At 61.4% G+C, this 11,381-nt stretch carries 21 protein-coding genes and 1 pseudogene; 14 read left to right on the top strand and 8 right to left on the bottom strand.

Annotated elements, in window-relative coordinates; all coding sequences use genetic code 11:
* Positions 1 to 24 precede the first annotated feature (24 nt).
* A complete protein-coding gene (locus F561_RS30570) occupies positions 25 to 387 on the bottom strand; it encodes a HupE/UreJ family protein (RefSeq protein WP_425386930.1) in 363 nt (120 codons plus the stop codon).
* A 308-nt stretch (positions 388 to 695) separates the two neighbouring features.
* On the opposite strand from F561_RS30570, the gene F561_RS27420 reads away from it, so the two are divergent.
* Entirely contained in the window at positions 696 to 1,391 is a 696-nt protein-coding gene (locus tag F561_RS27420; RefSeq protein WP_019011673.1) for a 3'-5' exonuclease, read from the top strand.
* A gap of 16 nt (positions 1,392 to 1,407) precedes the next feature.
* On the opposite strand, the gene F561_RS0119605 is transcribed toward F561_RS27420, so the two are convergent.
* The gene (locus F561_RS0119605) at positions 1,408 to 2,037 is read right to left on the bottom strand and encodes a DUF6766 family protein (protein ID WP_019011674.1); all 630 of its coding nucleotides are present in this window, start codon (positions 2,035 to 2,037) and stop codon (positions 1,408 to 1,410) included.
* A gap of 602 nt (positions 2,038 to 2,639) precedes the next feature.
* Here F561_RS0119605 and F561_RS29105 point away from each other — a divergent pair.
* Complete coding sequence (locus tag F561_RS29105; RefSeq protein WP_019011676.1) at positions 2,640 to 2,795, top strand: hypothetical protein; 156 nt, start codon at positions 2,640 to 2,642, stop codon at positions 2,793 to 2,795.
* Positions 2,796 to 2,819: 24 nt separating this feature from the next.
* Positions 2,820 to 3,338: a hypothetical protein gene (locus F561_RS27425; protein ID WP_019011677.1), complete on the top strand. Its 519-nt coding sequence runs from the start codon at positions 2,820 to 2,822 to the stop codon at positions 3,336 to 3,338.
* Here F561_RS27425 and F561_RS29110 read toward each other — a convergent pair.
* Positions 3,335 to 3,556: a hypothetical protein gene (locus F561_RS29110; protein ID WP_019011678.1), complete on the bottom strand. Its 222-nt coding sequence runs from the start codon at positions 3,554 to 3,556 to the stop codon at positions 3,335 to 3,337. The genes F561_RS27425 and F561_RS29110 overlap by 4 nt on opposite strands.
* A 38-nt stretch (positions 3,557 to 3,594) precedes the next feature.
* Between F561_RS29110 and F561_RS0119630 the strand changes: the two genes are divergently transcribed.
* The 3 genes from F561_RS0119630 (at position 3,595) to F561_RS0119640 (ending at position 5,298) form a co-directional block, all read left to right on the top strand.
* Positions 3,595 to 3,849 (top strand): hypothetical protein, encoded by a 255-nt coding sequence (locus F561_RS0119630; RefSeq protein ID WP_019011679.1) that lies wholly within the window; start codon positions 3,595 to 3,597, stop codon positions 3,847 to 3,849.
* Between the two features lie 21 nt (positions 3,850 to 3,870).
* The gene (locus F561_RS27430; RefSeq protein ID WP_051096993.1) at positions 3,871 to 4,413 is read left to right on the top strand and encodes a 3'-5' exonuclease; all 543 of its coding nucleotides are present in this window, start codon (positions 3,871 to 3,873) and stop codon (positions 4,411 to 4,413) included.
* A gap of 201 nt (positions 4,414 to 4,614) precedes the next feature.
* Positions 4,615 to 5,298, top strand: a complete 684-nt coding sequence (locus tag F561_RS0119640; protein ID WP_019011680.1) for a hypothetical protein — start codon at positions 4,615 to 4,617, stop codon at positions 5,296 to 5,298.
* Between the two features lie 149 nt (positions 5,299 to 5,447).
* On the opposite strand, the gene F561_RS0119645 is transcribed toward F561_RS0119640, so the two are convergent.
* A complete protein-coding gene (locus tag F561_RS0119645; protein ID WP_019011681.1) occupies positions 5,448 to 5,663 on the bottom strand; it encodes a hypothetical protein in 216 nt (71 codons plus the stop codon).
* A gap of 282 nt (positions 5,664 to 5,945) precedes the next feature.
* On the opposite strand from F561_RS0119645, the gene F561_RS26105 reads away from it, so the two are divergent.
* Positions 5,946 to 6,941 carry a sensor histidine kinase gene (locus F561_RS26105; protein ID WP_019011682.1) on the top strand — a complete coding sequence of 332 codons (996 nt, stop codon included), beginning with the start codon at positions 5,946 to 5,948 and terminating at the stop codon, positions 6,939 to 6,941.
* Between the two features lie 84 nt (positions 6,942 to 7,025).
* Here the strand turns inward: F561_RS26105 and F561_RS0119655 are convergent, their stop codons facing one another.
* A complete protein-coding gene (locus tag F561_RS0119655; RefSeq protein ID WP_211214841.1) occupies positions 7,026 to 7,412 on the bottom strand; it encodes a hypothetical protein in 387 nt (128 codons plus the stop codon).
* A 68-nt stretch (positions 7,413 to 7,480) separates the two neighbouring features.
* Here F561_RS0119655 and F561_RS29115 point away from each other — a divergent pair, with 68 nt between their 5' ends.
* The gene (locus F561_RS29115) at positions 7,481 to 7,624 is read left to right on the top strand and encodes a hypothetical protein (RefSeq protein ID WP_019011684.1); all 144 of its coding nucleotides are present in this window, start codon (positions 7,481 to 7,483) and stop codon (positions 7,622 to 7,624) included.
* Here the strand turns inward: F561_RS29115 and F561_RS28105 are convergent.
* Together F561_RS28105 and F561_RS0119670 are read right to left on the bottom strand one after the other, a co-directional pair.
* A complete protein-coding gene (locus F561_RS28105) occupies positions 7,557 to 7,787 on the bottom strand; it encodes a histidine phosphatase family protein (protein ID WP_083922564.1) in 231 nt (76 codons plus the stop codon). The two genes, F561_RS29115 and F561_RS28105, sit on opposite strands and share 68 nt — an antisense overlap.
* A gap of 103 nt (positions 7,788 to 7,890) precedes the next feature.
* Positions 7,891 to 8,154 (bottom strand): hypothetical protein, encoded by a 264-nt coding sequence (locus F561_RS0119670; protein WP_157452020.1) that lies wholly within the window; start codon positions 8,152 to 8,154, stop codon positions 7,891 to 7,893.
* Positions 8,155 to 9,086: 932 nt separating this feature from the next.
* Between F561_RS0119670 and F561_RS0119685 the strand changes: the two genes are divergently transcribed.
* From F561_RS0119685 to F561_RS0119710, 6 genes are all read left to right on the top strand, one after another.
* Positions 9,087 to 9,305 carry a hypothetical protein gene (locus tag F561_RS0119685; RefSeq protein WP_019011689.1) on the top strand — a complete coding sequence of 73 codons (219 nt, stop codon included), beginning with the start codon at positions 9,087 to 9,089 and terminating at the stop codon, positions 9,303 to 9,305.
* 211 nt (positions 9,306 to 9,516) lie between these two features.
* Positions 9,517 to 9,750, top strand: coding sequence for a hypothetical protein (locus tag F561_RS0119690; protein ID WP_019011690.1), 234 nt, complete (start codon positions 9,517 to 9,519; stop codon positions 9,748 to 9,750).
* 112 nt (positions 9,751 to 9,862) lie between these two features.
* A complete protein-coding gene (locus F561_RS0119695) occupies positions 9,863 to 10,096 on the top strand; it encodes a hypothetical protein (protein ID WP_019011691.1) in 234 nt (77 codons plus the stop codon).
* Positions 10,096 to 10,674 (top strand): hypothetical protein, encoded by a 579-nt coding sequence (locus F561_RS0119700; RefSeq protein WP_019011692.1) that lies wholly within the window; start codon positions 10,096 to 10,098, stop codon positions 10,672 to 10,674. The genes F561_RS0119695 and F561_RS0119700 overlap by 1 nt, the downstream gene beginning before the upstream one ends.
* A complete protein-coding gene (locus tag F561_RS0119705) occupies positions 10,655 to 10,879 on the top strand; it encodes a hypothetical protein (protein WP_019011693.1) in 225 nt (74 codons plus the stop codon). Before F561_RS0119700 ends, F561_RS0119705 begins: the two co-directional genes overlap by 20 nt.
* Complete coding sequence (locus tag F561_RS0119710; protein WP_019011694.1) at positions 10,876 to 11,076, top strand: hypothetical protein; 201 nt, start codon at positions 10,876 to 10,878, stop codon at positions 11,074 to 11,076. Before F561_RS0119705 ends, F561_RS0119710 begins: the two co-directional genes overlap by 4 nt.
* A gap of 86 nt (positions 11,077 to 11,162) precedes the next feature.
* Here the strand turns inward: F561_RS0119710 and F561_RS29555 are convergent.
* A pseudogene (locus F561_RS29555) lies at positions 11,163 to 11,381 on the bottom strand (IS4 family transposase); the annotation flags it as partial.

The following is an 11,381-nucleotide window of genomic DNA, read 5'->3' on the forward strand; positions in this document are numbered from 1 at the left end:
CTGAGCAGAGCAAAGATCGCCAAATCAGGAGCGCCCACGACCCCACCGTTCCAAAACCGTCTGCCAGCGTCCCCAGAGGATGGAGCCAACCGATTCGGTCACCCAGCTACCCCAATGAAGCGAGCATTGCCAGCGACGCTGCCAGGACGCGTACCGGGGAATGTCTGGGGTGTAGGACAGCACAATCAGTTGGAGCATGGTTACGGCGATCAGTTGCATCGACTCCATGCCCAAGTTAAATCTCAAGAGGCTCAGCGCTGTTTGCCACCCGCTAAGGTTGAGTTCAGCCAGGGTGTACAAGAAGGCCAGCCCATGCATCAGGCCGAAGAGGCCCGCGATGCTGAGCTTATGGCCCGGAAAAATCGGCTTAGGGCAGGCAGGGCCAATACTGGGACAGACAGTGCGATCAGCGCCTCAATCCGTGTGGCTGGCACCTATACGATCCGGAGGGTGCTCAGCAACGCAGTGGTGATCTTGACGATGTTGAGCAGTGAACGTCGGGTATCGCCGAATGCTCCCCAGCGGCGTGCGGCAACCAGGAAAGGGACCGGCAGCAACAAGGTCAATAGAAACAAGGGGTCATAGGTGCCTTTCGCAGCCGGAGAGGGTCAGAGCAGCGCCAGAGCCAAATGTTGGCGACCACTCCGGCCCCTCCTCCTGCTCTGGGACTCAGCCGGTCGGTACCCTAGCGGAAGTTGGCAGAGAAAAAACGCTGGCAGGAGCGGTGTGATCGGGCGGAGCAGGATGCGCTGGGCTCCTACCAGCATGCCGTGGATCACGCGGTCAAGCGGTTTCGTATCTGGCACGCCGACCCCCCGACCGGTTACCTCGACACCGAGAGCACGGGCCTCTCCGGGCAGGTGATCGATGTCGCGCTCGTTGACCGGGAGGGCGCAGTGCAGTTTCATAGCCGGGTGCGGCCTACAATGCCGATCGAGACGGACGCCCAGGCCGTACATGGACTGAGTGCCGCCGATCTGGTGGACGCGTCCAGCTGGCCGGAGGTGGCCGCCCAGTTGCGGCCCCTGCTGGTTGGACGGCGGATCGTTGCCTTCAACGCCGACTTCGATTGTGCCCGCCTGAAGACCTCGGACGAGGCACACGGGCTGGCTCCGCAGGACCATCCGCCCATCTGGCGTTGTGCAATGGATGCTTACGGCCCGCTGCACGGCGATTGGTTGGACTCCTACCACGGGGACTGGGGCTGGGCGTCACTGCTCGCGGCGTGCCGGCACATGGGTACCCCTCCGGAAGCATCCACCCACCAGGCCACTGGCGGCGCACAGGCCCTGGCCCAGTTGGTGAGGGCAGTGGCCGAGCGCGAGTGGCCCGCGAGGACTCTGGCTGACCTGCCGAAAGACTTCGTGGAATGGCCGGAGGATCAGGGTTGAGGCGGGAAGCGCACGGTCACGCGTCTCCCGTTTTTTGATTGGGATCAGACACGGCTTTGGACTGGGACGAGCCGATCTGACGCAGGAAGATCGTGAGGACAACAATGACCGCCACTGCCAGGAATTCGCTTTGCCAGTTCTGGAACGATTCGAACCAGAAGACCGGTTCGTGCAGGAAGGCGACCAGGCTCTCTGCACCTTGCCCTCTGGCCTGCTGTTCCAAGCGGTCGGCTTGCCAGGAACTGTACAGGTGAAGGGTCAACGCCCCCACGAAGAGCCCGAGCAAGGCCATAGAAAGACTGTTGCGTCGCCAGAACCCGCGTGGAGCGGCGTCCGTCTGATTCCGTTCCTCTTCAGTTTGCTCGTCCGGAAAGGGGTTGGACTCGGCGGAGCCCCGCTGGCGCAGGTAGATGGTAAGGATGACGTAGGCGGCCATCTGCAAAAATTCGCTCTCCCAGTTTTCAGCGGTGGTCGACCAGAAATGGGAGGTGGTGAGGTAGTGCGGCCAGGTCACGAGGTGCTGGTGTAGTTGCGCCAATTCTCCGTTATAGACAGCCCAGCCGGTGAGCGCCTGGGCCAGCCAGAACACCGCGAAGAGAACAACGAGCACCAAAGAAAGAGCGTTGTCCGTCCAGAAGCGCTTCATAGTGGGGGTTATACCGGATAAATCGCGCTACAGGAGCATGCCAGTCGCCCCGCGCCCTCCACATGCTTTCACAGGACCAAAAATTCAAATCTTCCTCCCCCTGTCCGTCTTGGTCTCCTGCCTCGGCGGGCTACCCATTGCTCGAAAGGGAGTCTCCATGATGGTCCTCCTGTGCCCCTGTTCCGCCACTGCCCCAAGCCTGTGCCCCGCGCTATTGAGATGGACCAGCTTCTCCAGGGCTTCGCGACCGATCTGTGAACCTGCCCCTGATCACCCCCTCCACGCCTTACCGGTTAGAGGGACACGAGCGGGCGTTCCTGGACGCCTTCGGAGGCACCAGCGCTGCCAAACTCAACGTGGGTCACCCCAGTGGCTTCGCTAGGTGCAGCACGCTCGCTCTGGATTGTCTGATTGGGGAGCCCTCGACTTTGGCGATGATCAAGGGCGAATCCGAGTCCAGATCTGCCCCGCCGCGCAGGGCCGCGCCTACCACGTGAAGAACGAAGCCGCCCATTTGTCAGCTACCCAGCAACCGACCGAACTCGTCGGGGACGCGCCCGGGTGGACTGTGCAAAATACCTCTGAAAGCCAAGCCCAATCAGATGGTCGATGTGGTGGAGGTTCAGAAACATTCAGGCAGCACGCCGCTGCTGCACCTGAAGACCGAAGACACCTTGACAGTCACGGACATCACCTTGAAGTACCGCCGCCCCGCCTCCGCTGCCGATAGACTTTCTGGCCAGCCATTTATTCCTTGAATTGTCTGGCACACTGATCTGGACATGACCGACCCTTATCTGACCCTTCAAGACCTGCGAGCCCGGGGCTGGAGCCTGGGCATGATCCAGGCCCTCTTGGGAGCTCACGATCATGAGCGCTGGACCAACAAACTCGGCCATCAAGTCTCCAAGCCCGTCAAACTGTTTCTGACCACGCGGGTGGTGCAGCTGGAGGCCACAGAAGCGTTTACCCGCGCTCGAGAGCGTGCCTGTGCCCAGGGGGTGTTGATGCGCCAAGTGGCACAGACCCGCCGAGCTTGGGAAGCCCAAGCCGCAGCACGTTATGAGGCTCTTGCCCTTCCGGCTGTGCAGGTTCAGCGGTTCAAGGTGGAGGGGCACCCGGAGGACATAGAGCAACTCTGGCAGGTGCATCTGCGGGAGTTTTACCGGTGGCAGCGGCAACAGGAGCAGGTGCTGTCCGGCGTAACCCAAGCCCGGCGCAGAGGTGCACAGCAGCGGATGCTCCAGCGGTATCAGGCGGCGGTCAATCAAGCGTACGGCTGGAGTGAATCCAGCCATTAATCCCTGAATCCCTGCTCTGGCCCGCGCTTGAGCGGGCAGAGGAGCTGCCCCACATCCCCAAAGACAAAATCCTCACTTACCATCAGACCCACCCCCCGGACCTCGCCACCGCCGATGACCTGAAGCTCGAAGGCCGGCAACCCGCCGATGACCAGAAAGTCGCCGCCCTCTTCAAGCTCCGGAGGGGCGACATGGAACTGCTCACGGGCCTGTTCCATCGAGTAGACGCCGTGCCTCTAAAGGTGAAGGAAGAGGCATGAGCCTGCCCGTGCATGAGCAGATTCCGGAAGGACTGAATCACCCCACTGGCCTGAAACATCAGGGCCTGGTGCCGGTGGGCCAACCGGTCGCCGAGTACCGGTACCGCACCCGCAAGGGCTATCTCACCTGCGATCTGTACGACGTGACGCAAATGCGGCCAGTCGATCCGATGCGAGTGGCCGCAGGTCTCCAGGCCACCGAGACCCGGAAGTTGGCAGAGAAAGCCCGCCGACAGGCTGCATGCGACTAGGCTGAACAGGACGCCCTGAAGATGTACCAACACGCGGTGGATCACGCAGTCAAGCGCTTCCGATTCTGGTATGACGATCTTCAGACCGGATACTTGAACACCGAGACGACTGGCCTCTCCGGACAGGTGATTGAGGTTGCCCTGGTGGACCGGCACGGGCACCTGCAGTTTTATAGCAAAGTCCGGCCCACGATTCCGGTGGAGCCAGAGGCGCAGGCCGTGCATGATCTCAGTGACGCGGAACTCGCAGACGCCCCCAGTTGGACAGAGGTGATCAGGCAGGTGCGTCCCCTGCTTGCGCGCCGCCGCATCGTAGCCTACAACGCTGACTTCGACCGGGCACGGCTCAAAACCTCGGACGAGGCGCATGGGCTGACTCCGCAGGACCATCCACCCATCTGGCGCTGCGCGATGGACGCTTACGGCCCGCTGCACGGCGATTGGTCGGAGTACCCCGCGGACTGTTGCTGGACGTCGCTGCTCGCGGCGTGTCGTCAGATGGGTGTTCCTCCGGAAGCACCCACCGGGCGCTGGGCGGCGTACAGGCCCTGGCCCGGCTGGTAACTGCCGTGGCCGAGCGCGACTGGCCCGCGATGACGCTGGCCGACCTACCGAAAGACTTCATGGAGTAGCCCGAAGAGTGAGGGGCTGGCAATCATCTGAGATGCGAACTGTGTTCTGAGCGCCCGTACTTGGCACATTGTTTTGACAAGCAATGGTTGATTTATCTCACGCTTCATACCACCACGCTGGGCACACTCAGGCATGAAACCCTGGATGGCCTACGTCGTACTTCTGGCTTGCGCTTCAGCGGCAAACGCTGAGCAGTATGTTGTCTCCACCGACTTTCATCCCTCCCAACCCGCAACGTTCCGGGTCAGTCTGAATGGTCAAACCCTGCTGCTGCACCGTGCTGCAGACGGCAACATGGACATCACGCCCTGGGTCAAGACCGGCAAGAATACCCTGACGGTCGATGTTGATCCTGGAAAAAACGAGAACAAGTTCTCCAAAAGCACCTTGACGCTTGGCGCAGGGCAGGACGGGAAGTGGCGCACGCTCTTTAAAAAGGATTCCGACGTGAATACCAAAGCGGGCACCAGCACGTTTGTCTTCATGGCACAGCCGTCCACCACTGCTAAACCTGGGAAAGTAAGCCTGTTCGGTAAGTTTCATCCCTCCCAACCCGTTCAGTTCGATATTGCGCTGAATGGAGAGAACGTGAGCAGTCTGGACAGTGACGGCAATTTTGATCTGACGCCCTTTCTGAAACCTGGAAAGAACGTTGTAGTGGTGAAGTACGGTGCGTCGCAGACGAAAAACCAGTTTTCACAGAGCACCCTGACAATTGGAGAACAGGTAGGGAATAAATGGGTCAGCCTCTTTAAATGGGGGGTGGGCCACTGGGATACCCAAGCAGGCTCCGTCACCTTCCCGATCTACCGCTGATTGAGATCCCGCTCACAACTCATCCGCTCTACCCCTGCCCGCCTTGGCCTTCTGCTCCGGCGGGCTACCCATGGCCCTGAAAGGAGTCCCCATGACTGAGCGTGACGTCTGTGCTTGTGCCGCAGGTCAAGAACGATCTTGAAACTTCGTTACACCCAAGTGAAAGCTGTCCACGGAAGACCGACATTCAGGGGCCGCGCCAAGCGAATGACGCGTCCATCCGCCGCTTCCCAGATCTCGACGTCCTGCTCCGGTTGCCCCCAGCGGCCACGGCTTGGATAGCGGTCGACCCGGTGGATCAGCAGGACAACCACGCCGTCGATATCGAGGGTCACCTCGGTTCCAGTATGGGCTTGTACCTGCATGATGGGATCAGAACACAGCAAGCTGACGCTGACCAGAGGCCAGCATTGAGGCAGTAACGAGAAAATCCTCACTTTGCGTTATCTTTCCCTCAGTACGCTGCGCTGAACTCTGCTCATGCTCACGCTTGGACTTGGGTGTGCAGCGTTGAGTCGCCCCATCCTGAACGCTTCCTCCCTGGGTGTGATCTCATAACAAATCCCCTACCCCCGCCCCACGCCCAAGGTCAGATTGAAGCGGTCAATGTTCGGGCCTGTGGTCTGCTGGAACGAACTTCAGAAGAATTGAGTGGCCGGCTGTTCGGCAGCTTGCTGGTTGATAGCGGACAGTCCAGCTTTCAAGCGGTCTTTGAACAGGCGTTTGAGACGCGTCTTCCTCAGCGCTTGGAAACAGAACTCCCACGGGGCAACGATCCTGCGCTGCCCGTTGTGCTCGATTTGATGGTGTCTAGAGAGGGTCAGTCTAGGCACTGCCGCCTGACGGTGACCGAGCTCCGCCAGCACGAGTCCACATCAGTATCGGCGCTTGCTCCTGACCAAGGCACGGCGGAATTAGAGACCGTGATCATGACCTTCATTCAGCAACTCCACTTGCCTTTGGCACGCGCCATGAATTTCTTGGCTGTCTTACGGCGCCTCCTCGGGGCACAGGAGGCAGCGGTGAGCCGGCCCCTGACCCAGACCGAGCAGGCGATTCAGAGCTTGGTCACCCTGGCGGCATCCGTCGAACGGTATATGAAAGTGCGCCAATTGCGGGGTCACATTCGTACCGTGGACCTCAACCAAGTTTGGCGGGAGGTGCTTCGGGACGCGCGGCCGTTGATGGTCGACCGGAACGTGCAAGTGCCCCATGCCCCCCTGTCTGTCCTCCAGTGCGATCCTCAGGCGCTGGTGGTGATCTTGGGCGAGTATCTGAACAACGCGCTGAAGTTCACCAAAAGTCGAGCTGAAGCGCGCATCCATCTCCACATCCAAGAGACGCTCACGGAGTATCAACTGGGGCTTCAGGACAATGGGGTAGGGTTCGCCCTGCCACAGGTGGGCAAACTCTTCCAGATGTTTGGGCGGCTGCATCCATCGAAGACCTATGAAGGCTCGGGGGTGGGGTTGGCGAGTGCGCGCCGAACCGCGGAGCAGTTTGGCGGCCGGGTGTGGGCGCAGGGCCAAGTGGATGACGGGGCCACGTTTGGGTGGCTTGGCCCAAGCAACCGCACGCTCAGCACCGTACGACGGCCGCTTCAGAAGTGCAGTAGATCGCGCTGCAGGGTAGCTGCAGGGTAAAGGTGGTCTTGTGATCAGGCTGAGGGATAACAATACCCTGCTGTTCTGAACTCCTGACAACTCAACCCACAACTGTCCTGATCTTTACCGCTTGCGGGAGACACGCCACTCCCAGAGCAGGGCAGCGAGAGGAATGATGTGCAACCGCAGCAGGTTGGACACAATGATGTCCGTACCCGAACCATCAAAGCCCCAACTCCAGAGCAACAACAGTAGCGAGGCGACCAGCGCACCCGGTCGCCAGCCCACCAACCAGAAGACGGGAAACAGGAGCAACGGCAAGATCACCAGGCCGCCCAAGATCAGGATGAAGACCAGGCCCCCCAGCCCTTCCATCAGGGTCTTGCTGCCGAACAGGATGCTCCCGAAGAACCAGAGGCCGGGCAGGAGGCAGACCACCGTACCCAACAGGCGCAACCAGAGGGGCATTCCTGGTGGGCGAGGTGGCGGGGGTGGGTCAGGCCAGGTCATGAGTCAAGATACGCACCCGCTGACGGTCTCGCTGGGCGGATTGCCCGACAGCCCACTCAGGAGACTCCGTGAGCGATCCGAAACCCAAGCCGTCATTCATTCCCGACACCTCCCGCTTGCTGGCCGTGTTCAGCGGGATCCCGCTCAAGAGCCGGCTGGCCCTGGAACTGGCAGAGCTTCGCCAAGCGGGCGACCCGTCCGAGAGCAGATGATGGCGTCAAAGGTGGCACTGCGCTGAGTCCAGTCTTGGGCGAGCGCGAGGGCCTGAGTGCGCCCGAGGTCAGTGAGTGGAGCGTCGTAACGGCCTTTATGGACGCCTTCCAGATCGCCGCGAGACTGCCCAGGCCGTGTCAGCGTCAGAGCAAAATGTTCCAGCGCTGTGCGGTCTTAGAGTCCCTTTTTTCCGCTCTCTCTCATCCCTTCGAGGCGCGTTCTGCCCTGCCCGTCTTCAATCCCTTCTAGGCTCTCAACGAAGCTGCTACCGTTTCCACAAGTTTTGGTTGCGTTGTTCGATCACGGGTTCCATCAGTCGCCAGAACTCCTCGACGGTGCGCGCTGTCAACATCCGCGTGGGCAATGTCTGACGCACGTAGTCCTCCAGCTGGCCCCGCAGGATCCACTGTTCTCCGTCGCTCCAGCATGTCACCTGCACGCCCTGATGCTGCAGGGCCGTCATGGTCGGCCGACTTCGGCGGGGAAGTAAAGTGAGCGCTTCACTCAGCGCAACTTGAACGGTGGTCACTCCCTCAGCCTGTCAGTTTTGTGCGGTCAAGATTGCAACCCAAACAAATCCCTTCGAGGAGCAGTCCGTATGTCCAGCCTATGCAGACTTGAATCTTTGCCCTGAGGACCGTTACCACCGTTGCGGTTGGCTCCGGTAGAGGCGTTTGTGGATCAGGGCCTGCACGAGATGCCACAGCTCATCCACGTTGTACGCAGTCAGGGAAAGCGCAGGCTCAGTGGCGCACATCTCCTTCTCAAACTGGCCCCGCAGAATCCACTGTCCATTCTTGACCCAGCAGGAGACCTCGACGTCCTGGTAGTGCAGGGCCGTGATTGTTGGCCAGACCCAGGTTGGGAGTGAGGCGAGCGCTGTTGAGAGGGGAACTTGGACAAAGGTCACCTCTACAGCCTGCCCGTTCAACGTTTTAAGAACTACACCCCAATCCCTTCAAGGAGCGTTGTGCGTGCCTAGCCCTGCCCCGCATTCGAGCATTCTGCGTCCCCGCTCCCTTTCCCCATTCCACCTCTGGAGGTGAAGACAAGCCTGCTGACTTCCTCCACCCGCGTCCGAATCACGAGCAAGGGGCACCTGTACTACAGCAAAGAAGAAGGAGCGTACCTGATCGCCCGGCTCGAGTGGGAGGGCCTCGTGTGGCAGCACCCGGATGGTCGGCGGGCCAAGGTCGAGCTCACCGATGTTGTGGACATGGTGCGGGACAGGCCAAAGAGAAAGCCCGACCACCGAACACACCTGAGTCTCCCAGTGACTGCACTCAGCGGCTCTCCACCAGGCTGGCCGACGTCGGTTGCCGCATCACGCCGGAGCAGACGCAGGTCGCACTGGACTGGAGGGCTGATGAAGAGCTGGGTCTTCCTGACCGTGGGCACGGGGTGAAGGCGTCCTCCCCAGAGTTTCTGGCGGGGCTACCTCTGCCAGAGCTGATAGCCCTCTTGGACGCTGCCGGTTGGTCGTACAGTCACAGCAGCCACTTGGTGCGGGGCCAGCGGCGCTACAGTGCCTCGGTCTGGCGGGAAGATGAACATACCACCCTTCCCAAATGCCGGGCCGGTACGCCGAGCACTGCACTCGCAGGCGCGTTGACTGCTCCAGAACAGGCCTACCGCAAGGGCCGGGTTCGGTTCGCGTCCTCCAAGAAGCAGATGCGGTGACCCGTGGTTCTGGGCTCGCCGCCTGCCATTGCTGCCACCACTAGAAACTGGGGGCTCACCTCTCCCCTATCGCCTGTGTGCGCGGCTCACCCACCGGCAGTTCAGTGGGGAAGCCGAGTGCATCGGCGTCCGGCTCTGGACCCATCCCAACTCGATCTGCGCGGACTTCTCGCGGCGGCGTTGACCCCATTCAACCCTTCTGGAGGACGTCATGTCCCTTCCCGAACACCGCAGGGTTCCCACAGGCCTCGCCCACCGCTCCGGACTCAAAAAGCAGGGCCTGGTCCCCACCGCTGATCCCGTCGCCATCTACGTCTTCCGCCACCAGAACGGCCTGGGGCACTGTGAGCTGTTCGACCTGAAACAGACCCGCCCGCTGAAAGAAGCGCTGGCCGCCCGCACCCGCCGTCTGGTCGACCTCAACGGTCAACCGTCTTTGTTCTAAAGGAGTCTGATGCTGCGTTTCTGGCTGTTCGTACTCGGCGTGCTGCGCCCCGGCCGATGGTGATCGACGCCGATCTGATGATCCGCATCTTCGGCGGCGGGGGCCTCTGAGGGTGACCCTGTCTCCCCCGCAGGTCACGCTTCTGCCCGACCACCCTCAATCAGGGGAAGTGCTGGACGGCATCTACCGGGGCTTGCCGGTCAAGATGGCCGAGCGCCTCGAGGCCTGTCACCCCATGGCCTGCTCCCCGCGCTGCCGCCTGTCCACCCAGACCGTGACGGTGCTTCCCTGGTGGCGTCTGTTCTGGCCCACGCCTGCCGTCCAGATCACGGTGGGAGAAGCCTGATGCGTCCAGACCTGCATCCCGGAGATGAGGCGATCCACGAGTACTTCGGCCTGACGTACGCCAACTATTTGGTGCGGCCCCGTACGTTCTTTCAGAGCATGCCCGGCGAGTGGCAGCAGCGCTTCGTGCAGCTCTTGGATGAGCTGGAGGCCGCGTTCGAGCACGAACCTCAGGCACAGCGTTATCACGTGCAGGCCGAGCAGTGGGAGTCCCCCAATGTCATGGACCGGGACACGCTGGAGCGGCTGGGCTCGACCCTGAGTGACGATGGAACAGAGGCCATTGACCCGGATGGAGACGCCCATGATGCGAGTCTGCCCTGTCTATTTGTTCCTGAACCCGATCCGGTGCCCTACTATGACCGGGGCCGTGCCCGCCTGACGCCCCGTACTCCAGCTGGGCCGCATGAAGTTCCCAGCCTGAACGACGCCTTCACCGTGTGGGCAGGCCTGGCGCTGATCCGTGGATTGACGGTCAGCCTCGTCATTCCCGAAGGCTGCTGCTGGCCGGGGCTGGGCGCGCTGCCTGCCGCATGGATCGAAGATCTACCTGGTGTTGATGCCAGGCACCCGCTGTGACCTGGCGCTGGTCGATCGGCCCGCGGGTCTGGGCCTGATCCGCGCCCAGCTGCTGTCCCGGGGTTCGGCCGCCCAGGGCCTGCAGGTACTCGAAGAGCTCACCCCACCTGGAGAGCTGCTGCGCGAAGATTTGGGCGAGATCGTCGATTCCAGCTACCGCAACGCTCGGCACAGCCTGAACGACATGACCGGGGAAAACGGTTGACCATCAATTCTGCGGTTTTATCCTTAGAGCACCACCTGCTGCGCGTGTTGAATGACGCCGAACCGACCACGCTGGCACAGGCCATCGCGCGCGTCACCGGACCGAACCGCTTTCCCGGCTTCACCGCGCTGGGCCTGCCGCAGGCCCCCTCCCATTCTGCTCTGAATGCTTGGCACCGCCTGATCAAAGAGAACTAGACCCGGTACGTGGAGCGCCGGAATGGGCGAGGACCTGTCCTGACGGGTGAAGGGGAACTGCGTCTTCAGGTTGAGTGATCCATCCCTCAGTACCCGACACTTTCTGAATTGAGCGTCTGGCTGGATTTCAAAAGCCCAATGAGTTGCAGGGCTTCCGCCTCCCCACGCTCGTGGATGCAGACGAACGTCCGCACGAGGGTCCGGAGGCCCAGCGTCACCACACTCCAGGCTCGCCGACCGTGCGCCTTCACAGTGCAGGTTTGGAGAACCCCCACCAGCACGCACCAGACGTACGCCAGGGTCAA

This window comes from Deinococcus aquatilis DSM 23025 (assembly GCF_000378445.1).
Lineage (GTDB): Bacteria > Deinococcota > Deinococci > Deinococcales > Deinococcaceae > Deinococcus > Deinococcus aquatilis.